This is a genomic window from Paenibacillus sp. FSL k6-2145, assembly GCF_037976585.1.
GTDB lineage: Bacteria > Bacillota > Bacilli > Paenibacillales > Paenibacillaceae > Paenibacillus.
The window spans coordinates 6,695,937-6,721,712 of record NZ_CP150267.1; the positions used below are offsets into that span (position 1 = coordinate 6,695,937).

Annotated in this window: 27 protein-coding genes; 3 read left to right on the forward strand and 24 right to left on the reverse strand. The window is 47.5% G+C overall.

Annotation, left to right across the window (positions count from 1 at the left end):
- Positions 1 to 34: 34 nt before the first annotated feature.
- The 7 genes from NZ043_RS29630 to NZ043_RS29660 form a co-directional block, all read right to left on the reverse strand.
- The gene (locus NZ043_RS29630; RefSeq protein ID WP_339312908.1) at positions 35 to 1,342 is read right to left on the reverse strand and encodes a hypothetical protein; all 1,308 of its coding nucleotides are present in this window, start codon (positions 1,340 to 1,342) and stop codon (positions 35 to 37) included.
- 112 nt (positions 1,343 to 1,454) lie between these two features.
- Positions 1,455 to 1,886: a peptidylprolyl isomerase gene (locus NZ043_RS29635; protein ID WP_017687646.1), complete on the reverse strand. Its 432-nt coding sequence runs from the start codon at positions 1,884 to 1,886 to the stop codon at positions 1,455 to 1,457.
- A gap of 243 nt (positions 1,887 to 2,129) precedes the next feature.
- Positions 2,130 to 3,461: a diaminopimelate decarboxylase gene (gene lysA / locus NZ043_RS29640; protein ID WP_017687645.1), complete on the reverse strand. Its 1,332-nt coding sequence runs from the start codon at positions 3,459 to 3,461 to the stop codon at positions 2,130 to 2,132.
- A 104-nt stretch (positions 3,462 to 3,565) separates the two neighbouring features.
- On the reverse strand, positions 3,566 to 5,233 hold the full coding sequence (locus NZ043_RS29645; protein WP_339309943.1) for a spore germination protein: 1,668 nt from the start codon (positions 5,231 to 5,233) through the stop codon (positions 3,566 to 3,568).
- Positions 5,234 to 5,257: 24 nt separating this feature from the next.
- Entirely contained in the window at positions 5,258 to 5,686 is a 429-nt protein-coding gene (locus NZ043_RS29650; protein ID WP_026080996.1) for a stage V sporulation protein AB, read from the reverse strand.
- The gene (locus NZ043_RS29655; protein ID WP_249913476.1) at positions 5,667 to 6,323 is read right to left on the reverse strand and encodes a stage V sporulation protein AA; all 657 of its coding nucleotides are present in this window, start codon (positions 6,321 to 6,323) and stop codon (positions 5,667 to 5,669) included. The genes NZ043_RS29650 and NZ043_RS29655 overlap by 20 nt, the downstream gene beginning before the upstream one ends.
- 900 nt (positions 6,324 to 7,223) lie before the next feature.
- Positions 7,224 to 8,132, reverse strand: coding sequence for an AraC family transcriptional regulator (locus tag NZ043_RS29660; RefSeq protein WP_339309944.1), 909 nt, complete (start codon positions 8,130 to 8,132; stop codon positions 7,224 to 7,226).
- 108 nt (positions 8,133 to 8,240) lie between these two features.
- Between NZ043_RS29660 and NZ043_RS29665 the strand changes: the two genes are divergently transcribed.
- A complete protein-coding gene (locus NZ043_RS29665; protein ID WP_289389689.1) occupies positions 8,241 to 9,170 on the forward strand; it encodes an EamA family transporter in 930 nt (309 codons plus the stop codon).
- An 87-nt stretch (positions 9,171 to 9,257) separates the two neighbouring features.
- Here NZ043_RS29665 and sigF read toward each other — a convergent pair whose 3' ends face one another.
- The 11 genes from sigF to NZ043_RS29720 all read right to left on the reverse strand — a co-directional run bounded on the left by sigF (position 9,258) and on the right by NZ043_RS29720 (position 17,905).
- Complete coding sequence (gene sigF / locus NZ043_RS29670; RefSeq protein ID WP_036607856.1) at positions 9,258 to 10,013, reverse strand: RNA polymerase sporulation sigma factor SigF; 756 nt, start codon at positions 10,011 to 10,013, stop codon at positions 9,258 to 9,260.
- 14 nt (positions 10,014 to 10,027) lie between these two features.
- Entirely contained in the window at positions 10,028 to 10,483 is a 456-nt protein-coding gene (spoIIAB, locus tag NZ043_RS29675) for an anti-sigma F factor (protein WP_036672324.1), read from the reverse strand.
- Positions 10,480 to 10,833, reverse strand: coding sequence for an anti-sigma F factor antagonist (gene spoIIAA, locus NZ043_RS29680; RefSeq protein WP_017687636.1), 354 nt, complete (start codon positions 10,831 to 10,833; stop codon positions 10,480 to 10,482). Before spoIIAA ends, spoIIAB begins: the two co-directional genes overlap by 4 nt.
- Before the next feature lie 144 nt (positions 10,834 to 10,977).
- The gene (locus NZ043_RS29685) at positions 10,978 to 12,153 is read right to left on the reverse strand and encodes a D-alanyl-D-alanine carboxypeptidase family protein (RefSeq protein WP_339309945.1); all 1,176 of its coding nucleotides are present in this window, start codon (positions 12,151 to 12,153) and stop codon (positions 10,978 to 10,980) included.
- Positions 12,154 to 12,401: 248 nt separating this feature from the next.
- Positions 12,402 to 13,226, reverse strand: coding sequence for a purine-nucleoside phosphorylase (locus tag NZ043_RS29690; RefSeq protein WP_036607861.1), 825 nt, complete (start codon positions 13,224 to 13,226; stop codon positions 12,402 to 12,404).
- 129 nt (positions 13,227 to 13,355) lie between these two features.
- On the reverse strand, positions 13,356 to 14,246 hold the full coding sequence (locus NZ043_RS29695) for a tyrosine recombinase (protein ID WP_289389690.1): 891 nt from the start codon (positions 14,244 to 14,246) through the stop codon (positions 13,356 to 13,358).
- 75 nt (positions 14,247 to 14,321) lie between these two features.
- Positions 14,322 to 14,564, reverse strand: a complete 243-nt coding sequence (locus NZ043_RS29700; protein WP_017687632.1) for a DUF4227 family protein — start codon at positions 14,562 to 14,564, stop codon at positions 14,322 to 14,324.
- 159 nt (positions 14,565 to 14,723) lie between these two features.
- On the reverse strand, positions 14,724 to 15,191 hold the full coding sequence (locus NZ043_RS29705; RefSeq protein WP_036607866.1) for a Fur family transcriptional regulator: 468 nt from the start codon (positions 15,189 to 15,191) through the stop codon (positions 14,724 to 14,726).
- A 107-nt stretch (positions 15,192 to 15,298) separates the two neighbouring features.
- Positions 15,299 to 15,928 carry a stage II sporulation protein M gene (gene spoIIM, locus NZ043_RS29710; RefSeq protein WP_017687629.1) on the reverse strand — a complete coding sequence of 210 codons (630 nt, stop codon included), beginning with the start codon at positions 15,926 to 15,928 and terminating at the stop codon, positions 15,299 to 15,301.
- A 160-nt stretch (positions 15,929 to 16,088) separates the two neighbouring features.
- Positions 16,089 to 17,309 carry an endonuclease Q family protein gene (locus NZ043_RS29715; RefSeq protein WP_339309946.1) on the reverse strand — a complete coding sequence of 407 codons (1,221 nt, stop codon included), beginning with the start codon at positions 17,307 to 17,309 and terminating at the stop codon, positions 16,089 to 16,091.
- 2 nt (positions 17,310 to 17,311) lie between these two features.
- A complete protein-coding gene (locus NZ043_RS29720; protein ID WP_076333240.1) occupies positions 17,312 to 17,905 on the reverse strand; it encodes an NUDIX hydrolase in 594 nt (197 codons plus the stop codon).
- A gap of 121 nt (positions 17,906 to 18,026) precedes the next feature.
- On the opposite strand from NZ043_RS29720, the gene mciZ reads away from it, so the two are divergent.
- The gene (mciZ, locus tag NZ043_RS29725; RefSeq protein ID WP_339309947.1) at positions 18,027 to 18,161 is read left to right on the forward strand and encodes a Z-ring formation inhibitor MciZ; all 135 of its coding nucleotides are present in this window, start codon (positions 18,027 to 18,029) and stop codon (positions 18,159 to 18,161) included.
- Positions 18,162 to 18,312: 151 nt separating this feature from the next.
- Here the strand turns inward: mciZ and NZ043_RS29730 are convergent, their stop codons facing one another.
- Positions 18,313 to 19,446, reverse strand: coding sequence for a M20/M25/M40 family metallo-hydrolase (locus NZ043_RS29730; protein WP_133385404.1), 1,134 nt, complete (start codon positions 19,444 to 19,446; stop codon positions 18,313 to 18,315).
- A 267-nt stretch (positions 19,447 to 19,713) separates the two neighbouring features.
- Here NZ043_RS29730 and prli42 point away from each other — a divergent pair, with 267 nt between their 5' ends.
- Positions 19,714 to 19,815: a stressosome-associated protein Prli42 gene (gene prli42 / locus NZ043_RS29735; RefSeq protein WP_017687624.1), complete on the forward strand. Its 102-nt coding sequence runs from the start codon at positions 19,714 to 19,716 to the stop codon at positions 19,813 to 19,815.
- A gap of 26 nt (positions 19,816 to 19,841) precedes the next feature.
- On the opposite strand, the gene lipB is transcribed toward prli42, so the two are convergent.
- From lipB to lpdA, 5 genes are all read right to left on the reverse strand, one after another.
- Positions 19,842 to 20,549: a lipoyl(octanoyl) transferase LipB gene (gene lipB, locus NZ043_RS29740; protein ID WP_339309948.1), complete on the reverse strand. Its 708-nt coding sequence runs from the start codon at positions 20,547 to 20,549 to the stop codon at positions 19,842 to 19,844.
- 111 nt (positions 20,550 to 20,660) lie between these two features.
- Entirely contained in the window at positions 20,661 to 22,106 is a 1,446-nt protein-coding gene (locus NZ043_RS29745) for a dihydrolipoamide acetyltransferase family protein (RefSeq protein ID WP_339309949.1), read from the reverse strand.
- A 47-nt stretch (positions 22,107 to 22,153) separates the two neighbouring features.
- The gene (locus tag NZ043_RS29750; protein WP_017687621.1) at positions 22,154 to 23,140 is read right to left on the reverse strand and encodes an alpha-ketoacid dehydrogenase subunit beta; all 987 of its coding nucleotides are present in this window, start codon (positions 23,138 to 23,140) and stop codon (positions 22,154 to 22,156) included.
- Positions 23,141 to 23,142: 2 nt separating this feature from the next.
- Positions 23,143 to 24,171: a thiamine pyrophosphate-dependent dehydrogenase E1 component subunit alpha gene (locus NZ043_RS29755; protein ID WP_036607878.1), complete on the reverse strand. Its 1,029-nt coding sequence runs from the start codon at positions 24,169 to 24,171 to the stop codon at positions 23,143 to 23,145.
- A 139-nt stretch (positions 24,172 to 24,310) separates the two neighbouring features.
- Positions 24,311 to 25,735, reverse strand: a complete 1,425-nt coding sequence (gene lpdA / locus NZ043_RS29760) for a dihydrolipoyl dehydrogenase (RefSeq protein ID WP_339309950.1) — start codon at positions 25,733 to 25,735, stop codon at positions 24,311 to 24,313.
- Between the last annotated feature and the right edge of the window lie 41 nt (positions 25,736 to 25,776).

Here is a 25,776-nt window from a genome sequence, read left to right on the forward strand (position 1 = left end):
GTTTGGAGGCACATTTCACATCCATCGCAGCATTCTACATATCAGGAAAACACCAGCTCGCCATATGCTTTAATTCTTTGGCATTATGGAATGGAGTGCGATCAGGTTCTTGCAGGGGCGAAGTCGGAAGCGGGAACTCTCTTGCCACCCTTCTGACCCAACTTGTGGAATCAATCGCAATAGCCGAGCATTTCCAGCGTCCATTCGCTCTCGGTCGAAACGTTCCATGCAAATCTGCTTTTCCCGGCATCTCTGGAAAGACACCATCCAAATATTCAACGATGACACGCTTGTCTCTGACTTCATGACAGTATACTGTCACCCATACACCTTCCCGGACCCGAACAGCATACACATCTCCAGACTGTACCTCCCCGGTACCTGCATCAGGAGATGCCTTTGGTACTTTTCCGCGAACACTTCTCTTCTTCTCCAATGCTCCTAAGATCGTGTCCTTTACAGCTGGACTCTCATCAGGCTTATCCGCAAGAGATATATTATTCAGATCAAAATCATGAAATATCTTGTTCAGGTTGTTCTCATTGATTCCGACAGATGAGTCCCACCACGCCAGAGGGGCCTGCACTTCAACCCGCACATTGGGGCGTGCGTCACGCTGTATGTAAGAGGTGAATTTCGTAATCATTCCAGGATGTTCAGGCGTATCCAATATGCCAATCAGAGCTAACGTCTCAAGCAAATCACGGTAGGCATATTCCTTCTGTGTAGGCAAAAGACGTTCCTTCTTGAGCGCTACTGCTGCCTTGCTGTAACGTGTTCTGGGAGGTAATTCGCGCAGCACCGTTAACACCGCACGGAATGTCCAGCGGTCGTACTCATTGGGTATTGGAAGCTCCTTCGCGGCAGCCAGCTCTCGAAGTGCCAACACATATCCAAAAGGATCACCGTCCAACGGGGTTCCATTGGTCATCCGCCAATACCATTGCAGCGTTGTGTCGGTTGCTTGATCTACACTTAATCCGCAGATCTTACAAGTGTTTGAAGATGGATATGGCGTATGTTCATGACTTGGCATACTGCTCGCAATAAGCTTGCCCGTAAGCAACGAGCGCCAGATCATGGGTGCTGACCACAAAGAGGATACAAAGGCCTGCGCTGCATCATTGATCGTCCAGTGATTCGCAACTTTTTTCAGCTCAGTAATCGTTTCATCATGTTGCGGACGTACAAATCGATTCGGTTCATGCCCGGCTGCCTCAATCGCTTCTCGATCCTTTACCGATAGACTATCCGGAACAACATGGCGCGATGCCTGAAGTTCTTCATCCCACAACGTGCGCTCACTATAAATTTGTTTTAACAAGCTTAGCTGAGTAACCATATCCAAGGTTTTATTCATCCTTTCTAATCATCGATTTCAAGTATGTAAAAAATAAAAAAAGTGCTTCTATAAAAGAAGCACTTCATGTTTGGATCCAGTTAAGGTGAAGGTATTAAGCTTCTACAACTTCAACAGTTTCCATTTTGTCTTTACCTTCTAAAGCGTCCACAAACTCCATACCTTTAGTTACTTTACCGAATACAGTATGTTGTCCATCCAAATGTGGTTGCGGTTGGTAGCAGATGTAGAACTGGCTTCCACCTGTGTTACGGCCAGCATGTGCCATAGCAAGTGTTCCGCGCTCATGTTTATTCGGGTTAATTTCACAGTTGATTGTGTAACCTGGGCCACCTGCACCGCTACCGTTAGGGCATCCGCCTTGAGCTACAAAGCCCGGGATAACGCGGTGGAATGTAAGACCATTGTAGAAACCGGAGTTAGCCAGTTTCTCAAAGTTTGCTACAGTGTTTGGAGCTTCTTGATCGAACAGATCGATCAGAACTTCTCCGCCGTTTGCCAATTTAATTTTCGCTTGTTTCGCCATATGTAAATGACTCCTTTCGTATTGACCATCGTTAATGGTGCCAGAACGCATGACCCTGGGCCAAGCATTACAGCACTTTTCTTAGTGTACACCGAAAATGTCTGGATCGCAAAAAAAACGGCAACTTTTTTCGTGATTTAGCTCAAATACGCAAAAAGCAGACGAAAAAGGAAGTTCCCTTTTCATCTGCTTCAACTGCAAAATCCCTATATCTTGAATAATGCAGAAACGCCTTTTGACGAATTAGCGAGTAACTGGCTGTTTGCCAATGCGCGCTGGTACCAGGTCATTCTGAATGATATCTTGATACGTCTCACGGCGTACTACGACATCTCCTTGACCGTCTTTGACAAACACAACAGCCGGACGACGAATACGGTTGTAGTTGCTCGCCATGGAGTAGTTATATGCACCTGTACAAGCTACAGCGAGCAGATCGCCGCTCTCCACTTTTGGCAGGTCCAGATCCCAGATCAACATATCGCCACTCTCGCAGCATTTACCCGCAACAGATACCGTTTCCTGAGCAGCCTCATTCGCACGGTTGGCAAGCACAGCTTCGTACTTGGATTCATACAAAGCAGGACGTGGGTTATCGGTCATACCACCATCAACGGCAACGTATTTACGCACGCCTGGGATGTCTTTGCTTGTTCCAACAGTATACAGCGTTGTTCCCGCTTCACCCACGATACTGCGGCCTGGCTCAACCCAGATCTCAGGTACGGCATAGCCGATTTGAGCAAAATGATTTTTAACTGCGTCTGTAATAGCCTTCACGTATTGCGCAACTTCAAGCGGTGTATCTCCATCGATATAACGGATTCCGAATCCACCACCAAGGTTAACCACTTTGAAAGCAACATTAAGACGCTCATATACACTTGCTGCAAATTCAGCAACACGTTGAACAGCCATCTGGAAGCCTTCAACTTCGAAGATCTGGGAACCGATGTGGGAATGCACACCGAGCAATACCAGGTTAGACTGCTTGGAAGCCAAGTCAATCGCTTCAAATGCTGTACCATTTCCGATATCGAATCCAAATTTGGAATCCGTTTGACCTGTGGAAATATATTCATGCGTATGGGCCTCAACACCAGGCGTCACACGAAGCAAAATGTTTACTTTACGATTTTTGTCCGCTGCTACAGCCTGCAACAGATGCAGTTCATTGAAGTTATCAACAACAAAGCATCCGATCTCCGCATCAAGAGCCATTTCGATCTCTTCCAGCGTTTTGTTGTTACCGTGGAAATGAATGCGCTCAGCCGGGAATCCTGCTTGCAGTGCAGTAAACAGTTCACCGTCAGATACAACATCCAGGGAAAGTCCTTCTTCAGCTGCAAGGGCACACATCGCCATTACACAGAATGCTTTACTTGCGTATGCAACTTGGAAGCCCAATCCGGAAGCACGGAATGCTTCCATGTACTCTCTGCAACGCTCGCGAACCAATTGCTCGTCCACAACGTACAGGGGAGTTCCAAATTGTTCTTTCAGATCTGTTGCATCAACTCCGCCAATCTCCAGATGCCCTTGCGCGTTTATTTTACTTGTACCATGTAAATACATAATCTGCATTCCTCACTTTTTTATATACTGGAACAGTTGCTATTCCAATGATTTTACACCAGTATATCAAATTAGGCAGCGAGATGAATGGATTTTTCGGAAGATCATTTGTGTTTTTTACTTTTTCGCAGTTCACCGTCTGGATCATCAGACATTTTGGTGTTGTCACGGGTTTTGTTGAATGATGGACGTTTTTTATTTTCTAGCAACGGAAGCCGGAATAAAAAGTTGCCCAGGGCCTTTGCATTAAACGGTATAAAAGGCCAGAGATACGAAGAATTGTACGACCGGTGAATGGTGAGCGCCAATATGAGCAATGTACTGCCCACCACCAATCCCGGAACCTTGAATATTGCAACAGCGACTAACAGAACCAACCTGACTAGCCTGTTGGCAAGTCCAAGCTCGTAACTCGGCGTGGCAAACATTCCGATGGCTGCGATCGCCATATAGAGTACAACCTCATTGACAAAATATCCTGTTTTGACGGCGATATCCCCAACTAAAATCGCCGCGATCAAACCCATGGCCGATGCCAGAGGTGTAGGCGTATGAACCGCTGCCATCCGTAATAAATCGACGCCCAGTTCGATCAGTAGAAACTGTAGAATTAACGGAAGCTTTACATTTTCCTGCGGACCAATGAAGTCGAGTCCCATCGGTTTAATTGAAGGATCAATAACCATGAGAAGCCATAGTGGAAGCAAAAACAAGGATATGAGAATCCCTGCAAAACGCACCCATCGTAAATACGTCCCCATCAAGGCCGTCTGTCTATTCTCCTCCGCATGCTCACACAGGTCGAAGAAGGTCGTAGGCAGAATCATCACACTGGGGGAAGTGTCTACGAAAATGACAACACGTCCTTCCAGCAAATGGGAAGCTGTAACATCCGGTCGTTCGGAATACCGGACGAGTGGAAACGGATTCCAACCCTTGTTGATAATCGCTTCTTCCAGCTGTTTATCGGCGGAGGGAATACCATCAATATCAACTCGCTGAATTTTTTCACGAACGGAATCCACCTGCACTTTATCCACAATATCGTCAATGTACACCACGCAGACATCGGTTTGTGTTCTCCGCCCCACCTGCATGATCTCAAATTTCAGTCCTGGGTCGCGAATTCTACGGCGGACCAAGGTTACATTGGTCAGGAGTGTTTCGGTAAAGCCGTCTCTGGAACCCCGGACTACCCTTTCCAATGAAGGTTCTTCGGGTGAACGTACCGGATAACTCCGGGTATCCATAATTAAGACCGAGCGGTCCCCTTCAACGAACATTGCACTCATACCGGTAAGAACCTTGTTGATGACCGCACTCATCTTCTCGACTTTTTCCACCTGAATATGGGGAATGTAACATTCAAAATAAGATTTGAGTGCATGTCCGGACACGTCATCCGGCGTGAGATAGGTGAGTCTTTTCAACACTTCAAGCAAAATCTCATCCTTGGCGAAGCCGGTGATCATCAGCAATCCAACGTGCTTGCCACCCAGGACCATTTCCCTCATATTCACGTCGAACGATTCTCCAAGCCCCAGGACCTGTTGCAGTGTATATCTATTCTCACTCATGCGTGGGGAGATATCATCGTTTTCCTGCCAATATTGCACGGATTCCTCAATGCTGTCGGACATCTCATTTTGTTTTTTCTTACTGTACGCTTTCTCCTCTTCTTCCTTCTGAATCTCATAAGCAGACTTGTGTAACATCTCTTCCGTTATACCTTCACTATTTTCCTGGCCTGTGTGCTCTGTTTGTTCATCCATCTTCCATCCTCCTATGGCCACGAGTTACCGCTGATATATGAAAAAATCAAACAGGGAACCTGTCATTTTGCCCAAAATCATGGCGAGCAGTAATCCAAACAAATAAGGTTTCATGCCCAATCGTTTGGCTAGTACGGGCAGTACATTAAGCACCTCAGTGAGCGCTGCGGCCAGCAGACCGATGAACACCCCACAGAACAAACCAACGATTGGACTGAGCAGCAGCACCCCATGCATTTTCCAGTGCCAGAAATCCGCCACCGTCCCGAGCAGTGAACCACCGATCAGCGCCCCTTCGTACCAGTGAGTCTTGTCATACGATTGCGTAAGTTGGGCCAACCTGGGAATCATATCGAGCACCAGAATGAGCGCAATTACGCCGCTCCCTACGGCAATTCCCCCTGCAATACCCAATACAATGCTGATTGCTCCATTAAGAACGCTCATCCGCATTCATCTCCCTGCGTTCCTGCTCGTGCATCCGTTCGCTTTCTTCAATCACCACATATTTATCTACATTTTGCTGGTATAGGAACATCTCCACTTCCAGCGGGGTAGGTTCCTCATTCCACTTTTTCTTGAACAAATGATTAAAAAATACTGCCATTCCAAATCCAATGCCAATGGAATACGCCACTTGGAACAGATAGGGATGTTCGTCCCGATGCCCAGTGAGCATCTCCACAATTCGAATCTGTACTTCCTGCATGTTCACATCGGCATGAAAATTCATGATCGTTAAGGCTGATCCAAAGAACAGCAGTAGCCAAACCAGAATGAACAGGGACTTGGAAGGTTGACCATTTCCCGCGATAACTTCAACCAACGTATGACCTGATCCCATCAGTTCCACACTTACCTCCGGCAAGACGTGCCGAATTCGGGGAATAATCTGCAATATATCAATGAGGATCAGATTGCCATCCTCCGGTCCAGGGCGCAGCAGTTCAAGCTCCAGTAGCCTGCCCTCCTGGTCTTCAGAAGAGGTCAGTACATGTGCAATGTCTCCAAGCTTGACTGCTCTGCCCCTCTGGATGCGAATACGGCTGCGCAGACGAATATAGACCATTGGAGTGGGTGTCTGGGACATCCATAGCACTCCTTTACTGCGTAATTTAGGTTAGTATTTGAAGAATGTGCAAATTTATTACAAACGGGTTGGAAAAAAGGTGGAAGGGTGAGTTGACGCTGCGGGATGGATCGGTTATTGGTCGCTGTTGCTCGGGGGAGGATACACGCAGACACTCCGACGGCAGACCAACCTTCTGATCGCTGTTGTCTCCAAATTCTTTTGATTGATTTCTAAGTGTTAGAAATTTGGAGACAAAGGCGAACGCTTCGCTTCTTCAGGTCTAATCTGCCGCCTGCGTTGCTTATGTATCATTAGGCAAGCCCTCACGCTTCGCTCCTTTTGACCGATTCCAACCCTCCGCTACCCATCGTCCTCCCATTTCCAAACGTTTGAAATAAATATGCTGGGGAGGAGGCAGGAAGGGAATTAAAAGATGAGCTTTTTGGGGTTATTTTGCTCAAAATTCTATGACGTTGGAGTTTGTCTTCTGCATGCGTCTTAGAATACAACTGTGTAGAAATTTGGAAACAAATGTGCACGCTTCGCTTCTTCAGGTCTAATCTGCCGCCTGCGTTGCTTATGTATCCTTAGATGAACCCTCACGCTTCGCTCCTTTTGACCGATTCCATCCCTCCGCTACCCATCGTCCCCCCGTTTCCAAACGTTTGAAATAAATATGCTGGGGGAGTAGGCAGGAAGGGAATTGAAAGATGAGCTTTTTGGGGTTATTTTGCTCAAAATTCTATGACTCTTGAAGTTGTCTTCTGGAACCGTCTTAGACTACAGCCTTTTATACGCTCTCCTTGTGATCGGTTTGAGGCGTAACTAAGTGTGAAACATTATTTTACATATCAAAAAAGTCGCCATATGGGCGACTCTTGGTACTGGTAAATAGGTTCACGGATCATGAACAATAACTCAACAATTATGTTCTTTTTCTCTTTTGTTCAATTCCCTTCTAAATCGTAAAGGGGTTGAATTCATTGTTTTGCGGAATTGGTTAATGTAATAACTTGTGCTGTTAAAACCGACCTCATAGGCAATTTCGGTGATGCTACGCTCGGAGAGTTGCAATAGTTCAATGCTTCTTTGGATGCGGTACTCAATCACATATTGCATGGGTGTAGTTTTCAGAATTTGCTTGAAATAACGGCATGTCTCCGATCGACTTAACTGTCCGGCCTTAGCAATATATTCCAGCTTAATTGGATCGGTATAGTTGAGATTAATCCATTGCAACATGTCTTTCATTCGCTTGTTTCTGCTCATCTCTGATGGATCATGTTCCAGGGAATATCCGTTCATAATCAGCAGTTTCCACATATTCAGCACCGCAGAAGCAACATTCACTTCGTAAAAAGGAACTTGGTACACTAGCTCCTTTCTAATCCGTGCAATAGCATCCAGGATTTGTTCTCCCCAAGCGTTAGCTCTTTCGATATACAGAAAAGGCAAATTAGTTGCTGTTACATATGGATGTACGTACTTTATATACAAATCCGAAGGCATGATAACATGCGGGGACAAATTCAGACATAAATAAATGCAGTTCTCGCTCACACCATGATCTTCGGCCATATGCATTATTCCACTGTTGATAAAAATCCCGTCACCTTTGGACAAAATCACCTTTTGATCGTTGATATGGAACAACGCCGTACCCTGAAGAACGGTAACAAACTGCAATTCATCATGCCAGTGGAGAGGAATATGTCCGTGAACATTTTGAACAATGGTTGTCTCATAACAGGCTATAGATAATGTATCGGTACGGTGTTGCGTCATTTCTTTCAATTGTTGATCAATGATAAATTCGATTTTCCGCATGGCCCTCATCTCAATATAGTTATATTTTTAAGTGTAATATTGATATTAATGTACCCCATTTCTCCTTAATATAACACTATTCTTATATTTAAGGTGAGGCGAACAAGAATGACAACTTCTGCAAAATCCAAAATTTCAGGCATCGTACTCGTTCTGACCGGAGCCATCTGTTGGGGCATTGGGGGTACGGTATCTCAAAAACTGTTTCAACTGGATGGAATTGAGGTCAATTGGTATGTCACGGTACGATTGTTGATCGCTGGGTTACTATTACTGGTTATTCAATCGTTTACTAATGGACGATTTCAGATTTTTGATGTGTGGAGAAATAAAAAAACTGCTGGACAGCTGATCATCTTTGGATTGGTCGGCATGCTTACCGTCCAGTATACGTACATGGCATCCATTAAACACGGTAATTCAGCGGTAGCTACACTCCTGCAGTACCTTTCCCCTGTCATGATCATGATTTACATCGCACTCCGTAAGCAGTCTGTCCTTACACGCAATGACCTTGCATGCGCCGTTCTGGCTCTCGGTGGGTGTTTTCTCCTACTGACGAACGGCTCACTCACGCAGTTATCTGTCTCCTGGCTCGCAGTGATGTGGGGCATATTATCCGGGGTTTCAGCTGCATTTTATACGCTGTATGCCGTGCAACTGATTAAAAAATTCGATTCACTTGTTGTGGTTGGCTGGGCTATGATCATCGCTGGTTTGGGAATGAGTTTTATTCACCCACCCTGGAAAATGAATTTTGCTAGCATCACGCTGGAAACCTACGGTTATTTGATATTTACGATCCTTTTTGGGACCATGATTGCTTTTTGGTTTTATATTGCGAGTCTCAAAAGTCTTACACCCAAGGAAACAAGCCTGCTCGGGAGCGCAGAGCCCCTTGCTGCTGTTGGAACAACTGTCATATGGCTCCATGAACCTTTTGGCTTCTATCAATGGATTGGTATGGCATGTATTCTTGGCATGATGCTGGTCATGCAGTCCAATCGTTCGGGATCTCCCCGTATTAACAACAAATAACCTTCTTCGCCATAATGCGCGATAGAAGGTTGTTAGTTGTCGTATATTGGTGCATAAGCGCCAATATTGTTGTTGCACTCCACAAAATCACTGTGCGATCTGGTCGCGGATGGATTGCAGTATTTTTTTCTCCAGACGCGATACCTGTACCTGAGATATTCCCAGCCTGCTGGCAACCTCGGACTGCGTCTGATCCCGGTAATACCGAAGATACACGATTAACCGCTCCCGCTCACTGAGACCACCGATGGCTTCGTTCAAGGCCAGTTTGTCAAACCAACGTTCCTGAGACTCGTCGGCAATCTGATCCATTAAGGTGATGGGATCACCGTCATTCTCGAATACCGTCTCATGAATGGAGGTGGGTGGTTTGTTCGCTTCCTGGGCAAATACGACTTCCTCCGGGGTTACCCCCAGCTCTGCGGCAACTTCCTTAATCGTTGGCAGACGATCCAGATGTTTAGACAGTTCGTCCCTTTTTTTACGGACTTTATTCGCCATCTCTTTTAGTGAACGACTGACCTTCAGGGTACCGTCATCCCGCAGGAATCGCTGGATTTCTCCGATGATCATCGGTACCGCGTAGGTTGAGAACTTCACGTCATAACTGAGATCGAATTTGTCCACTGACTTGAGCAGACCGATACAACCAATCTGGAACAGATCTTCCGGATCATATCCCCTGTTCATAAAACGCTGTACGACGGACCAGACGAGTCTGATGTTGCAGTTCACCAGCGTATCCCGTGAGACATGGTCACCCGACTGACTGAGCGCAATCAGCCGTTTGACCTCGGCATCGTCCAAATAGGTCTGTGAAGATGGTTTCACTTCAGCATCCATAAGAACACCAACCCCTAATTATACAATGCTTTCTTGGATTCAATCCTTTTTTTCATCTTGATGGAGGTGCCTCTGCCGGGCTCACTGCTGACTTCGAATTCATCCATAAAGTTTTCCATAATGGTGAAGCCCATGCCCGACCGCTCAAGTTCGGGTTTGGACGTATATAGCGGCTGCTTGGCGAGTTCAAGATCTTCGATTCCTTCACCGCGGTCTTCCACGATGATTGTGATCATGTCTTCCCGAATCTCGGCCTGGATAGACACAACACCTTCGGAGTTGTTGTTGTATCCGTGGATGATGCTGTTGGTCACGGCTTCCGAAATGACCGTCTTCAGGTCACTGAGCTCGTCCATCGTTGGATCAAGCTGGGAGATAAACGCAGCAACGGTTACCCGTGCAAACGACTCATTCTCTGACTTGGCCGCGAATTGCAGATTCATGAAATTTGTCCCTGTTCCTTCATTCATGAGACGACCTCCAGACCTGAGAGAGCAGTTCCCTCATTTTCGTATATCGGCATAATCTTGAACAGACCCGACATTTCCAGCAATCGGTACACTGGCGAATTGACGTCACAGACCACCATCTTGCCACCTTTATTCTTAATGAGCTTGTATCTTCCCAAAATGACACCCAGACCCGAACTGTCCATAAATTGCAGATCTTTCAGGCTGAGTACGAGATGCTCGCTTTGTCTCCGCTGGATGGCTTCATCCATCTGCATCCGTACCATGTCAGCTGTATGGTGATCCAGCTCCCCGGATAATCGTACAATCAGAATCCCGCGATGGTGTTCCATTTCCACATGCAAGTTCACGTTTGCTCACTCTCCTCCCTGTCTTAGAACAAGGATTTCTACGCTTCCGAAGGCTTTTCCTGCCCCCCGACAAAACTAGAAGAAAACCCCTATTTAACTACAAAATATGTTCGAAGGATGCGTGCAACTCGCAGAAATCGCCGTTTAGTCAAACAGGTTGGATGTTGTCCGCTTGAACAGCTTCCACCAGCCAGCCTTATTCACATCCTGCGGAGCCTGAATATCGAACTCCTTAATCACATCATTGCCCTGGTAAACCACAAGTTTACCTATACTTTGCCCAGCCTTGATCGGAGCTTTCAATTCTTTGGCAACCAACAATTCATGTCGGATGTCGTTGGATTTGGCTCCTTTGCGCATCAGTACACTATAATTTTGCGTGGCATTTAGAGGCAATTCGGCAACTTCACCTTTTTCGATCTTCAGACTGCCCAGCAGATCCCCTGCCTTGTAGAGCGCCTTCATCGTATATTGGCTAAACGCATAGTCAAACATCGAAGATACCTCACTGTTCCGTGTTTTGGTATTTGGTTCACCAAGTACCACGGAAACGACACGCAATCCATCTTTGGACGCCGTTGCAGACAAGCAGAATTTCGCTTCGGAAGTGTAACCTGTTTTCAAACCGTCTGCCCCTTGATAAAAACGAACCAGCTTGTTGGTGTTAACCAGCCAGAATGGCTTTTCCGTATCTTTGCGAAGGTAATCCTGATATGCACCGGTGTACTTCGTAATCCCGGAATGTTTCAACAGTTCACGGCTCATGACGGCAATATCATGGGCGGAAGAATAATGATTATCGACCGGCAGACCGTTACAGTTGGCAAAATGAGTATCCTTCATGCCAAGCTCCTTCGCACGCTCATTCATCAGCTGTACAAAGGCTTCTTCCGAGCCAGCGATCTTCTCAGCCATAGCTACCGAGGCATCATTGCCCGAAGCCATCGCGATCCCTTTTAACATATCATCAACTGTCATTTCTTCCCCAGGCTCCAGGAAGATCTGCGAACCGCCCATCGAAGCTGCATATTCGCTCGCTCTTACTTTGTCCGTCAGCTTCAGCTTGCCTGAGTCGATCGCTTCGATCGTAAGCAGCATGGTCATAATTTTTGTAATGCTCGCCGGAGGCAGCTGATCATGACTGTTTTTCTCATAAATGACCGTTCCCGTGTCTGCATCCATTAAGATCGCAGAGCGCGCCGACGGGGCCAGATCAGTTCCTTCCGCTGCCTTCGGTGTTTCTTCAGCTAATGCCGTTGATGCCAAAAGGGACAGCAGGATACAAAGGGTCATGAACGATGCCATTATTCTTTTCTTCACAAGTTTACCTCCTCAAATGACTTGCTTACTGCATGTTCCATGCATGTACTGCTAATCATTGTCGGCCCGTTTCCAGTAAATTATTCCATGTAAAGCATGATTTCCCGAACTTTTATTGAAAATGTGGTCAAAGCTAAAAAATGCACTGCACTCAACGAATGAGTAACCGTACGTTTAACACAACAAAAAAAGGTTACCTCCCGATGATTTCTCATCCAAAGAGGTAACCTTCTCTACTCAAATCTTGCTTACATTTGTGGAATAACTGCCACTACCAGCGCCAGGAACGACTCACGCACACGTTCCGTTGTCTCCATAACCTCATCATGTGACAGTGGTTGGTCCAGAATTCCGGCAGCCATGTTGCTGATACAGGAAATACCGAGTACTTCCAGGCCTGCGTGGCGTGCCACGATCACTTCAGATACAGTGGACATGCCCACTGCGTCTGCGCCCAATGTACGCAGCATTCTGATCTCTGCCGGTGTCTCGTAGTTTGGACCAAGCATACCTGCGTATACCCCTTCACGCACGTTAAAACCTTGTGACGCGGCCGTATCCTTCGCCAGCGCACGCAAACGGCGGCTATATGCTTCGGACAGATCCGGGAAACGAACGCCCAGTGCAGCGTCATTTGGTCCAATCAGTGGATTTTTGCCTGTGAGATTCAAGTGGTCAGAGATCAGCATCAAGTCTCCAGCTTCATACGACGTATTCACACCGCCTGCAGCATTGGTTACAAGCAAGCTACTTACACCCAGTTCTTTCATAACCCGTACCGGGAAAGCTGTCAATTCCGGACCATATCCTTCGTACATATGGAAACGGCCTTTCATCATCACGACTGGACGACCTTTAATGGTTCCGACCAATAGTTCACCTTCATGTCCTTCTACTGTGGACACCGGAAAATGTGGAATATCCTGATAAGCAATACTTACGCCATCTTCAATCAGTTCTGCCAGTACGCCAAGACCCGAACCCAAAATCAAACCGACTTCCGGCTTGATGGAGCTTTTGCTTTGAATATAAGATGCTGCTTCCGAAATCATTTGTTGGTTTAATGCTGTCATGCGTTGTATGTTCCTCCTTGAGTTGAAACGATCCGTCTTATGTATAACGGCGTTTGGATGTATTCAATTTATTTTATCCTAAATCGGTCCAATGTTCCGCATTTATTTGTGAATGCCATGCGTCAAAATCTATCTTGCCCTCGGATGATGGGTTTCATAGATTTCTTTCATGGTTTTGCGACCATGATTGCCATATTGTTGTCCAGGTTGCTCCACGTGACCCAGCATGTCTTGAACCGCACGTGTATCCGCCCCATTGGCAATCAGGTGTGCCGCAAAGGAATGACGCAGCGTATGCGGCGTTATTTCTTCCGAGATTCCCGCGTCCACCGCCGCTTTTTTGAGCAGCTTCCAGAAGCCCTGCCGGGTTAAACGTCTGCCAGATACATTCACGAATAGTGCCTGCTCGTCCGAATCGGTTTTGAGCAACTTGTTGCGGAATTCCTCCACATATACACTCGCCCAATGTGCAGCTGGTGCACCGATGGGAAGGATGCGTTCCTTGCCCGCCCCACCGCATCGTATAAAGCGCATGCCTGGCTGTACATCCCGAATGTCAAGCGCAATCAGTTCAGAGACCCGAATGCCTGTAGCATATAATAGTTCAAGCATCGCTCGATCTCTCACACCCTGCGGTGAACGAATATCAGGCGCTGTCAGCAGTTGTTCGATCTCCTGGATACTTAACACCTGTGGTGGCGTCTTATCCGCCTTGGGAGCTTCCACATCAAACGTAGGGTCCTGTATAATCTCACCCCGCCGCATCAAAAAATGAAAGTAGGAGCGCAGAGATACGATGCTGCGGGCAATGGTTGCATTGGCACGTCCTGCCTGTTTGAGCTGACCTGCAAACAGGACGACATGTGTGCGTCTGACCTGATCGGCTTCGCGTATGCCATATTCCTTCTCTGCAAATTCAATGAACTTGTCCACGTCTCGGAGATACGATTCAAGCGTGCTGCTCGACATCCCTTTATCATCTTCCAAGTATAAGGCATAGGCATGTATCGTCTGTTTCATGTACAACGCTCCTCAACTGACAGATCTGCCGCTATGGCAGACTGCTCCCGTATTTGCATCCCTGGCTGTTCGAAGCTACTCCCCGTACCAATAGAACAAACGGAGACGCTCTGCCATCGTAGGACGTCCTTCTCCATTACCCGGCCAATCCGTTTCCTGAAATACTTTGATTGCATTGCCAGTCGGCATCTGATACTGATCCACAGGTGAGATCCAGCCATTAAACAGATCCAGAACATGATAGAACAGATAAACTAATGCGGCAAAAAATATAATAAATCGAATAAAACGGAGCCCTCTCCGCACTGATATAATCATGGGCGTGTCCCCCTCCTGATTCGAATCCGGTATTGTCCTTGAATCAGGGTATGTCCATAAACACAGATTTATGCCATTCGGAGGAAACTCCAGATCATGTCCTGTGCCAAAAAAGCTCTCCCGTCAAAACCGCCGGTGAGAGCTTGAAGATATGCTATGTTATTCTTCATCTTTGGGTTTCTGTTCATTTTTAGCTTTGCAACGATAACAAATTCCATGAAAGTCCAGTCGGTGATCTACTACCGAAAAGTTGAATTCCCGCTCCAAACGCTCTTCAAGCGGTCCAAGCCAGTCTTCACGTATTTCATCCATACTTCCGCATTGAACACAGATTAAGTGATGATGGTGATGCTTGGATGTATCTCCGCGCAGATCATAACGCGCTACACCGTCGCCGAAGTTGATTTTCTCTACAACATGCAGCTCACTCAGCAGTTCGAGGGTACGGTACACGGTTGCCAGACCGATTTCGGGAGCCTTTTCTTTAACGAGCATGAATACGTCTTCTGCACTCAGATGATCTTCTTCATTCTCAAGAAGTACTCTTAAGGTGGCTTCCCGCTGGGGCGTTAATTTATATCCTTGGGACTGTAGTTGCTGCTTAATTTTATCAATCCGTGCTTCCATTTTCTCCCTCCCCCTAGGAAATCACTGCACACTGCAACTTAACCCACTCTTTTCATTATAGGGGGAGTGCGTAATTAAAGTCAACATTTTACACTATACGGTGCACGTTAGGCCGGTAGTAGCATTGGCGTGACCCAGCGCATCATCGCAGGTGTAACCCATGTTTCAAAAGATGCCACGCCGAGCAGCAATGCAGCCATAACCAAAGTTAACACTATATATGAAGCAAAAGGCCTTTGTCGACCAGGTGTTCGCTGCATCAAAACACGATTGCGAATGATGTATAACGAGAACGTCATCGCCGCCACACTGCAGATCAGAAGGATCGGAATGACAAATAGATTATGCGGTGCCACGGACACCAGTGCAAACAGCAGCCCTTTCCAGGAATACTGCCCAACAAGGTACCCCACTGTGAATCCAATGAGCACACCTTTTAGAAAATCCAGAACCAGTATACCGGGTAGTCCAACGACGGATAAACCCAGAATAAAGATCAGACCCACCCATTTCAGATGGAGCATGGCAATGTCCCAATATGCCCCGGTCTCAGTCACTTGTGCGCTGTGCTGCACGGTCATGAAGAAATTGCCCAGATAACCCTCCAGATCCTGACGTTGCTCAAGAGACAATGCGTTCACCATGAGCGCGCCAAAAATGACGCCGACCAGAAACAAGACAGCCACGAATACATATAACGAAGTCTGACCTTTAAATGTAAAGTAGGAAGAGCGCATACAGGTACGAGTCCCCTTTCCGGTATCATGCTGCAAGGATTCTCAGTTACATCCTCATAGTCATTCTTATGAACCGGAACGCACCTGTATGACTTCTTGTCCAGATTGGCTCTACGTGAAGTGAAGCTTTATCAGTTGAACCTAGGAGTAATTACACGGGTCACTCCGAAGCTTTTTCCTGAACAGCAACTTTACCGTACGTGCCGCCACCTCCGGAGGACAGCTCCAGTTGTCCGTTCCGTGCAGCCACAATTAAGCCTGCTAGCACAGGTCCAACAACCGCAGCAAGCTCTTCCTCACGCGTGCGATGAAGTACATTCATTTCTGTACCAAAATGGTCCAGTAGCTGGCGCAGTTTGGCTTTGCCAAGTCCGGGGATGAACTCCAGTGGTACCTGATAATGATAGGCCGGTCTGTTTGCAGGGACATGAGGACTCTCCCGATCAGAGATCGCCAGAATGCGGTCCAGCACCCCCTGAACCAGCTTCAGACTGCCACAGTGCGGACAACGCTCTGCTGACATCGCTCGCTCATCCATAATGCTGCCACATGCTGCACAGTAAGTACGGTGATACTTGCCCAGCCTTGGATTCAGTCCATAATTGGCCGCAATTTTCCTGCCGGCTTCTCCTTGAAGTGCCATACGGAATTCATCAAAAGAAGGGGCAGCGACTTGCAGTTCGTTATACTCCCGTCCAATCTTACCGAGTGAATGAGCATCCGAGTTGGTGAGAAACGGTACATGATCCAACTCCCGAATATAACTGGCCATGGATGAATCAGAGCTTAACCCCAACTCGACAGCATCCACAAGACGGGTATCCAATACATCGCCCATACGGGGCGCAGTACTGCCATAGATGCCTTTATGCGGTGTAAATACATGTGCAGGCACAATAAGCCCACCAAGTGCCTTAATCTCAGCCTGCATCTCTAGCGCGGGCACGTACACCCGCTGAGAACTGAGGTTCACATTTTTCATATAACGTTTCATCCAGTCCGTGAAAGACTTCATCGTTTTCAGATCACGGAAGTACGCCAGCATATGAAACTCACGCATTCCAGGCTCGCGCAGCTCAATCTCTGTACCCAGCAGAATGGTAGTGTCCTGGTAGGCAATACCGCCGCCCTCAATCTCGGACATGGTACCACTCTCCAGCAATTGCTCAATATCCATCTGTACAACCGGAGAATGACAATCAATAACACCAAGCAAATGAATTCCTTTGCGATCCGATGCTTCCCGAGCGATATTCTCAAATGTCAGATCGCGACTGCCGCTGATTTTAACGGCCTCTCCGCGAGAGGTTCGTCCGATATGGATATGCAGGTCTGTATAACAGGGCTCCCACATCGTGGACGTTTTCAGTTGGCCTTGCATGCCTAGAACCGTCCTGTCGTTCTGTAAAGGTCCCACGCGTACACAGCCATCATCGTTTTGGCATCGCTAATACGGTTCTCGTCCATAAGCGCATAGGCTTCCTCCAGAGTTATTTCGGCAACTTCAAGGAATTCGTCTTCGTCCAGCGCCATGTCCCCTGCTACCAACTCTTCAGCGATGTAAAGATGAATGATCTCATCTGCGAATCCCGGTGACGTGTAGAATGAACGCAAATGACGTAGCGACTTGGCTACATATCCTGTCTCTTCTCGCAATTCACGTGCTGCTGCAACCTCTGGTTCTTCACCCGGGTCCAGTTTCCCCGCAGGAATCTCCACTTCGGTGCGCCCCATTGCCTGACGATACTGATCTACAACAAGCATGCGATCCCCATTCAGAGCGAGTACAGCTACCGCTCCAGGGTGCCGGATTATCTCACGTGTAGCCGTCTGGCCGTTTGGCAGTTTAACGGTATCGACTTGAAGTGAAATCACTTTGCCCTCGAAGATTGGCTTGGTGGATACGGTCACTTCATCCAGCTTTGGATTGGCAGGTTGTGCTGCATGGATGGATTGGGCAGATTGGTTTGGTTTCATTTGTTCTTCAACTCCATATCGTAGGATTAAATATTCGGTTAATGTATATATTTCTGATTTTGGGCATATGGTGAGCGTATAGAATTCTCACAGCAAATAAAACGAATCAGGGGGACTTTCGATGAACAGTTATATGACGCCTCAATCCGTACACGTGGTAGGACAAGCCCGGCAAGTGCAGCTCATACTCAAGCAATGGTTGCGCGAGTGGGGCCCGGATGCCAAGTTAGTCGATGTGCTCGCTGGACGTAAATAAACATATTGAAACATGATTTTGCTTCCTTTTGACCCTAAATTAACGAGTCTTCTCCCTTGAAATATAACATGAATTCGCAAAAAGTCCGAATCCGGTACAGACCGGGTTCGGACTTTTGTCTAACAACATGTGAGGTAACATGCGCTCTATATTATTTCTTGTCAGCTGCCGTTTCCTGAATAATAGCTACGACTACCTGAGACAACTTCACAATGTCTTCGGCACGAATGCGTTCTTTGGTCGTATGAATATCCTCATACCCTACCGCCAAGTTCACTGTTGGAATGTCGAATCCGTTAAAGATATTGGCATCACTGCCACCACCGGAAGCAAACGTACTGGTCTCCAGCCCAATACTGCGGATGGCACGCTGTGCAAGCTGTACAACTTCGTGTTCATCATGGAAGCCAAATGCAGGGTAGAGGATCTCACTTCTGAATTCAGCCGTTGCACCGTATTTGCGACATGTCGTTTCCAGCGCGTCACGCATCTGTGCAACCTGCAATTCAACTTTCTCCTGCACAATACTGCGGGCTTCCGCTTCAAGCTGTACAAAGTCACATACCACGTTGAGTGGTGATCCACCCTGGAATTTGCCAATGTTTGCTGTCGTTTCATCATCAATTCTGCCCAGTGTCATCGCTGCAATTGCTTTGGCTGCTACCTGAATGGCGCTGATCCCGTCTTCCGGGTTCACGCCCGCATGTGCGGACTTACCATAGATGCTCATTTGAATTTCAGCTCTGGCTGGTGCAGCTACACAGATCGTGCCTACAGCTCCATTAGAGTCAAGCGCATAACCGAACTCGGCATCGATATCCTTCGGATTCATCGCACGTGCGCCCACCAGGCCAGACTCTTCGCCAACTGTAATGACAAATTGAATTTTACCATGAGGAATCTTGTTTTCCTGGATCACACGAATCGCTTCGAACAATGCCGCAATCCCTGCTTTATCATCTGCTCCCAGGATCGTTGTTCCATCACTGCGAATCCAGCCATCTTCACCCAGTTCAGGCTTGATTCCCTGTCCTGGCGTTACGGTGTCCATATGACATGTGAAAAAGATCGGTGCAACTCCATCTGTTCCTTCGGCTTCCCAGGTAATAACGAGGTTTCCGGCGCCATGTCCGGTTTGCTCCATCGTGTCGTCCTCATAGACATGAAGACCAAGCTCTGTAAACTGTTCTTTTAACACCTTCGAGATGTTCTGTTCATTTTTCGTTTCACTATCAATCTGCACCAGTTCCATAAACTGATCGATAACACGTTGTTGTTTAATCATAGGACTTTCCTCCCTCTCGTGGATACGGTACAATACAATTACTATGGCTTGTTTACTTTTTATGAGGTTGTTCAAAAAGTCCGCTTTTGATTACGAAGGATGCCTGGCGGCATCATCAGCATCGAATATGGAATTCAGCCGAAATGTCCGTTGCTCACGTAGTTTTCCTACGCTCCGCTACTCCATTTCTAGCTTCATTCCATCTTCTTGGTACTGAAAACCAGTCTTTTTGAACACACACTTTATGTTGAAAGGAGTTCTCTCATCATGCAAAAAAAGAAATGGTTCAAAATCATCATCTATCTCATGCTGATCGCCATGATCGGGTCCACCCTTTTCATAGCTCTCGAACCGTTGCTGTTCGGATAGCAACCTAAAGCCTTTCGACGAACTGTTTACAGACGTTGAAGGGCTTCTTTTTCCGTGACCCAATTAATCTCATATGGAAAAATACGATTAAAGTGCGGAACAATCTCCTGCGCTACCTGTTCCACCGCATACGACTTGCCTGTTATATCCTCCAGTGAGGTAACGCCATACTGCTCAATCCCACAAGGAACAATCCCCTGAAAACCTGCATGTTGAATGCCTGAGCTGATATTAAAAGCAAAGCCGTGACTGGTCACAAAACCGCGGCGGTGTTTGCAACGATTAAACTTGATGCCAATTGCAGCGATCTTCATATCGCCAATCCACACACCCGTGTAACCCTCTTTGCGTCCGGCTTCGATGCCCTGGTCTGCGAGATAATCCATAAGTACCTGCTCAAGTTTCCGTAAATAGCCGTGCAGATCCAGGTCTTCATCCCGACCAAGAATCAATAACGGGTAACCTACCAACTGGCCCGGGCCATGATAAGTAATATCACCGCCGCGGTCAATTTGAAACAAAGAAATCCCTTGCTCACGCAACTCTTCCGGACTGAGAAGCAGATGCTCCGGATGATTTTGTGATCCGATTGTATACGTAGGCGGGTGTTGTAAAAGCAGCATCTGCTCCGCTCCCTCGCCCTCGTCCAATCGCTGCACAATCGCTTTCTGGCGGTTCCAAGCCTCTTCATAATCAAGCATTGGTATGTATGCAACATCCAGCGGCTTGCTCATGATTCCCCACACCCTTCTGCTTCAGGTTCATTGTACAATTGAGCACTTGTCCATAGACAGCAGGAAAAGTGCACGGCCTCCGGCACATACACTTTCCCGTCAACTATTTACTTAATACACCTTGCTCTCCATGGTATATCCTTCAAGGTTTTCTTTGACACGTTGCAAGAAACGTCCGCTGATTACACCATCCAGGATTCGGTGATCCAGTGATAGACACAGGTTAGCCATCGAACGAACAGCGATCATATCATTAATAACCACTGGTTTCTTGACAATTGACTCAAATGTAAGAATCGCTGCCTGCGGGTAGTTAATGATTGGCTGGGACAGGATCGAACCAAATGAACCTGTGTTGTTTACCGTAAACGTACCACCTTGCATATGATCCAGCTTCAACGTACCTTCACGTGTTTTGCGAGCCAGTTCATCCACTTCACGGGCCAGACCTGCAATATTTCGCTGATCGGCATGTTTGATTACAGGTGTAAGTACGGAATCTTCGGTTCCTACCGCCATGGACAGGTTAATGTCCCGTTTGACGATAATTTTGTCCACTGCCCATACCGAGTTCATGATTGGGTAGTCTTTAATCGCGTTAACGACTCCCTTCATCATGAAGGACAGATATGTCAGATTGATGCCTTCCTTACGCTTGAACTCATCCTTAAGTTTATTGCGCAGCATCACAAGATTTGTTACGTCCACTTCGATCATTGTCCATGCATGCGGGATTTCCGATACGCTTTGACGCATATTCCGGGCAATGGCATTACGCACAGGGGTAACATCGATGAAATACTCCGATCTTCCCTGGCCGCCACCTTCCACTTCGATCTGTGGAATTTTCGGGCTTTCGGTTAGATGAATGCCTGAATGTCTCACAGGAACACCTGCATCAGACGCTGAGATCGCTTCTCCAGCGGTTAAACCCATTTCTCCATTTCCACGATTCACTCCGCTGAATGGAGAAGCAGACGGCACACCAGAAGGTGTATGCTGTGCTGCAGGAGATGATGCTGGTGCAGACGATCCAGCCGCGTTACCTCCCTGTGCAACAAATGTCAGCACATCTTTGCGGGTAATACGACCACCGGCACCGGTGCCTTGGATGCTTTGCAAGTTCAAGCCATGCTCTGCTGCCAAGGATTGCACTGCCGGGGAATACCGATTGCGCATCGGCTGGTTCGGATCATGTCCTGCTGTATTTGACGCGGCATCAGGAGTATGGCTCGCATGTTGCTGCACTTGCTCCTGTTGCTGCGATACTTGTGTTACTTGCTCAGCCGCTTCTTCGTCAGAAGTTGCGACCTGCATGCGGCAGATTGCTTCACCAACAGCAATCGTTGTGCCCTCTTCCACCAAAAGGTCACCCATAATTCCATCCACAGTGGATGGAATCTCGGCATTAACTTTATCAGTGATTACTTCACAGATCGGCTCGTACTGTTCCACACGGTCGCCCGGTTTTTTCAACCATTTGCCTATGGTAGCCGAGACCAGCGATTCCGCCAATTGCGGCATAATGACCTCGATCCATTTCATACGTTCAGCCATTTGATTATCACTCCAAACTTTACTTTTAAACGATCCAAAAAACGAAATTAAAACTCGGCAAGTGTACGCATTGCTGCTTTGGCTTTGTCCTTGCTCAGCATGTAGAATTTCTCCAATGTTGGGCTAATTGGCATGGCCGGCACATCAGGTCCGCAGAGACGCTGAATCGGTGCATCCAGTTCAAATAGACATTCCTCACTAATAATTGCAGCAACTTCGGCACCTACACCACCCGTTTTGTTATCTTCGTGTACAATCAGCACTTTGCCTGTCAGACGAGCGGAAGCAATAATCGCTTCACGATCCAACGGTTGCAATGTGCGCAGATCCAGGACGTGTGCTGTAATGCCTTCTTCACGCTCCAGCTCCTCAGCCGCCTGCATTACAAAATGTAGCGGCTGACTGTAACCGATCACCGTAATATCCGCACCCTCACGAAGTACGTTGGCTTTACCAATCGGAACGATGTAATCATCTTCAGGCACATCTTCTTTGATAAGTTTGTAGCATTTTTTATTTTCAAAAAAGAGTACCGGGTCCGGGTCGCGAATAGCGGCCTTGAGCAGTCCCTTGGCATCGTATGCCGAGTAGGGAGCTATAATTTTCAGACCAGGTGTACCAAAGAAAATCGATTCCGGACATTGGGAGTGATACAACCCACCGAAGATCCCGCCACCAATCGGCGCACGGATAACAATCGGACAGCTCCAGTCATTGTTGGAACGATAGCGGATCTTCGCCGCTTCACTAATGATCTGGTTTGTTGCCGGCAACATGAAGTCCGAATATTGCATTTCGGCAATCGGCTTCATGCCATACATCGCTGCACCAATGGCAACACCTGCAATAGCGGATTCAGATAAAGGTGTGTCCATCACTCGCATTTCGCCAAACTGATCTTGCAGTCCTTTAGTTGTGGTAAACACACCACCTTTGAGACCTACGTCTTCACCAAGGATAAAAACATTCTCATCCCGTTCCATCTCTTCTTTCATCGCGAGACGGATTGCATCAATATATTCCATCACTGCCATACTTACCGTCCCCCTTCTTCGCTGTCCGCATAAACGTGCGTCAGAGTGTCCTCAGGTTTAGGATATGGCGCGTTGTCTGCATATTCAGTTGCTTCCTTCATTTCCATCGCAAGCTGCGAAGCCAGATCCGCATCCCGGGCTTCGTCCCAGATGCCACAATCGATCAAGTAGTTCTTCATGCGAGGAACGCCATCTTTCTTCCAGTTCTCCTCAACTTCCTCTTTGGTCCGGTAAGCCAGATCATTATCGGAGGTGGAGTGAGGTGACAACCGATACATCATCGCTTCAATCAGTGTCGGGCCTTCTCCGGCTATAGCACGGCGACGCGCTTCCTTCACTGCAGCGTATACTTCTAATGCATCGTTTCCATCTACACGCAGTCCAGGGAACCCGTATCCTTGTGCTCGATCGGATATTTTGCCGCTCAACTGTTTGTGAATCGGTACCGAAATTGCATATTGATTGTTCTCACACATAATAATGACAGGCAATTTATGCACACCTGCAAAGTTGGCTCCCTCGTGGAAGTCACCCTGGTTGCTTGATCCTTCGCCAAAGGTAACAAAAGAAACAAATTCTTGCTTCTTCATTTTGGCAGCCAGCGCAAATCCAACAGCGTGCGGAACCTGTGTTGTAACCGGGCTGGAACCCGTCACAATCCGCAGCTTTTTGTGACCGAAGTGACCCGGCATTTGCCGACCGCCACTATTCGGATCTTCTGCCTTCGCAAAAGCAGACAGCATCAACTCACGCGGAGTCATGCCTACCGCCAGTACAAAGCCGTAATCGCGGTAATAAGGTAAATAATAATCGTGATCCCGATCCAGACCAAAAGCAGCGCCTACTTGGGCAGCTTCCTGTCCTACACCGGATACGTGAAAGTTAATTTTGCCAGCCCGTTGCAAGAGCAAGCAACGCTCGTCAAACTTGCGTGCGAGCAGCATGTATTTGTACATATCCAATACTTCACCATCGCTAAGTCCCAGCTGTTGATGCCGGTGGACCGCGTCTGCAGTACCTTGTGAACTCATATGAGGTACCTCCTTTTAATCAGAGCCTGTGCCACTCTTACTACCCGATCTTATAACCTGGTACTAAGACTTGGCTTAACCTTATTATAATCCCTTTTACCCAAAAAAGGAAAGGACCTTTCTCATAAGCTTGTTTGGCTTACATCCCAATGGCCTTTCCATCGACCGCCAGCATGGCTTCACCCATGATTTCCGACAGAGAAGGGTGCGGATGAATAGTTTGTCCGACTTCCCAAGGTGTGGCATCCAGCATCTGAGCCAGAGAAGCCTCAGCGATTAATTCCGTCACATGGGTGCCAATCATATGTACCCCCAATATATCATTCGTCTTGGCATCTGCGATCACCTTCACGAATCCATCCCGACTTCCGTGAATAAGCGATTTGCCAATGGCCGAAAATGGGAACTTGCCGGTTTTAATGTCATAACCACGTTCTTTGGCTTCACGCTCGGTGAATCCGATGCTTGCTGCTTCCGGACGTGTATACACACAGCGCGGGATGCGATGGGATTCTACGGCATGTACCGTTTCGCCCGCCAGATGATCGACAGCGAGAATGCCTTCATGACTTGCGGCATGTGCAAGCTGCAAACCGCCGATGCAGTCACCAATGGCGTAGATGTGACCTTCGCCGGTTTGTAACTGTTTGTTCACAGCGATGAATCCACGCTCCAGTTTGATATCTGTATTTTCGAGTCCGATATTTTCGACATTAGCCTGACGTCCAACCGACACGAGCATTTTCTCCGCTCTCAGCGTTTCCTGCTTATCGTCACCAAGCTGCACATCAATCTGGATGCCCTCTTGATCCGTGTTATATGTTTCCGTTAGAACAGTGGCACCTGTCAGGAAACTAACACCTCGTTTGCTTAGCAATCGCTGCATTTCTTTGGCAACATCCTCATCCTCGGCAGGCAACACGTGAGCAGCTGCTTCTACTACTGTGATGTCTACGCCAAAGTCATTCAGCATGGATGCCCACTCCAGTCCAATCACACCCCCACCGACAATGATGAGTGATGCAGGAAGTTCATCCATACGCAGGGCTTCGTCACTGCTCATAATAAACTTGCCGTCCGGTTCCAGGCCCGGCAACACACGTGGACGCGAACCAGTCGCAATGATGAGATTGGTTGGAACTACCGTATCCATCTCGCCATCTTCAAACTCCACAGCGACTGCTCCGCTCTGCGGTGAGAAGATGGATGGTCCGATGACGCGACCTTTCGCGTGTACAACCTGGATTTTATTTTTTTTCATCAAATATTGAACGCCCTGATGGAGCTGTTCGACAATTGCATCCTTGCGCGCCTGTACTTTGGGAAATACAAGTGTAGCTCCAGCTGTCTCGATACCATACGTCTCGCTCTCCTGGATCTCGGCGTATACTTCCGCACTTTTCAGCAAAGCCTTACTCGGAATACAGCCACGATGCAGACAGGTACCGCCAAGCTTGTCCTTCTCAATGATAACGACCTGTTTTCCCAGCTGTGCAGCCCGGATCGCAGCTACATATCCACCAGTTCCTCCTCCAAGAATTGCAACATCACATGTAATTGGCATCTCTCATGCTCTCCTCTATGAATCAAATTTCAATATAATTA

Coding starts and splice junctions, on each gene's coding strand:
- lipB (WP_339309948.1), bottom strand. CDS start 20,549: ATGAGCAAGCCGCTGGATGTTGCATACATACCAATGCTTGATTATGAA.
- NZ043_RS29705 (WP_036607866.1), bottom strand. CDS start 15,191: ATGGAAGCACGGATTGATAAAATTAAGCAGCAACTACAGTCCCAAGGA.
- spoIIM (WP_017687629.1), bottom strand. CDS start 15,928: ATGCGCTCTTCCTACTTTACATTTAAAGGTCAGACTTCGTTATATGTA.
- NZ043_RS29755 (WP_036607878.1), bottom strand. CDS start 24,171: ATGAGTTCACAAGGTACTGCAGACGCGGTCCACCGGCATCAACAGCTG.
- NZ043_RS29750 (WP_017687621.1), bottom strand. CDS start 23,140: ATGGCAGTGATGGAATATATTGATGCAATCCGTCTCGCGATGAAAGAA.
- spoIIAB (WP_036672324.1), bottom strand. CDS start 10,483: ATGAATGAAGGAACAGGGACAAATTTCATGAATCTGCAATTCGCGGCC.
- NZ043_RS29745 (WP_339309949.1), bottom strand. CDS start 22,106: ATGGCTGAACGTATGAAATGGATCGAGGTCATTATGCCGCAATTGGCG.
- prli42 (WP_017687624.1), top strand. CDS start 19,714: ATGCAAAAAAAGAAATGGTTCAAAATCATCATCTATCTCATGCTGATC.
- sigF (WP_036607856.1), bottom strand. CDS start 10,013: ATGGATGCTGAAGTGAAACCATCTTCACAGACCTATTTGGACGATGCC.
- NZ043_RS29645 (WP_339309943.1), bottom strand. CDS start 5,233: ATGGATGAACAAACAGAGCACACAGGCCAGGAAAATAGTGAAGGTATA.
- NZ043_RS29715 (WP_339309946.1), bottom strand. CDS start 17,309: ATGCAAGGCCAACTGAAAACGTCCACGATGTGGGAGCCCTGTTATACA.
- NZ043_RS29655 (WP_249913476.1), bottom strand. CDS start 6,323: ATGTCCCAGACACCCACTCCAATGGTCTATATTCGTCTGCGCAGCCGT.
- lpdA (WP_339309950.1), bottom strand. CDS start 25,735: ATGCCAATTACATGTGATGTTGCAATTCTTGGAGGAGGAACTGGTGGA.
- NZ043_RS29695 (WP_289389690.1), bottom strand. CDS start 14,246: ATGAAACAGACGATACATGCCTATGCCTTATACTTGGAAGATGATAAA.
- NZ043_RS29650 (WP_026080996.1), bottom strand. CDS start 5,686: ATGCGGATGAGCGTTCTTAATGGAGCAATCAGCATTGTATTGGGTATT.
- NZ043_RS29690 (WP_036607861.1), bottom strand. CDS start 13,226: ATGACAGCATTAAACCAACAAATGATTTCGGAAGCAGCATCTTATATT.
- NZ043_RS29630 (WP_339312908.1), bottom strand. CDS start 1,342: ATGGTTACTCAGCTAAGCTTGTTAAAACAAATTTATAGTGAGCGCACG.
- NZ043_RS29635 (WP_017687646.1), bottom strand. CDS start 1,886: ATGGCGAAACAAGCGAAAATTAAATTGGCAAACGGCGGAGAAGTTCTG.
- NZ043_RS29700 (WP_017687632.1), bottom strand. CDS start 14,564: ATGATTATATCAGTGCGGAGAGGGCTCCGTTTTATTCGATTTATTATA.
- NZ043_RS29720 (WP_076333240.1), bottom strand. CDS start 17,905: ATGAAACCAAACCAATCTGCCCAATCCATCCATGCAGCACAACCTGCC.
- NZ043_RS29730 (WP_133385404.1), bottom strand. CDS start 19,446: ATGATTAAACAACAACGTGTTATCGATCAGTTTATGGAACTGGTGCAG.
- lysA (WP_017687645.1), bottom strand. CDS start 3,461: ATGTATTTACATGGTACAAGTAAAATAAACGCGCAAGGGCATCTGGAG.
- NZ043_RS29660 (WP_339309944.1), bottom strand. CDS start 8,132: ATGCGGAAAATCGAATTTATCATTGATCAACAATTGAAAGAAATGACG.
- mciZ (WP_339309947.1), top strand. CDS start 18,027: ATGAACAGTTATATGACGCCTCAATCCGTACACGTGGTAGGACAAGCC.
- NZ043_RS29665 (WP_289389689.1), top strand. CDS start 8,241: ATGACAACTTCTGCAAAATCCAAAATTTCAGGCATCGTACTCGTTCTG.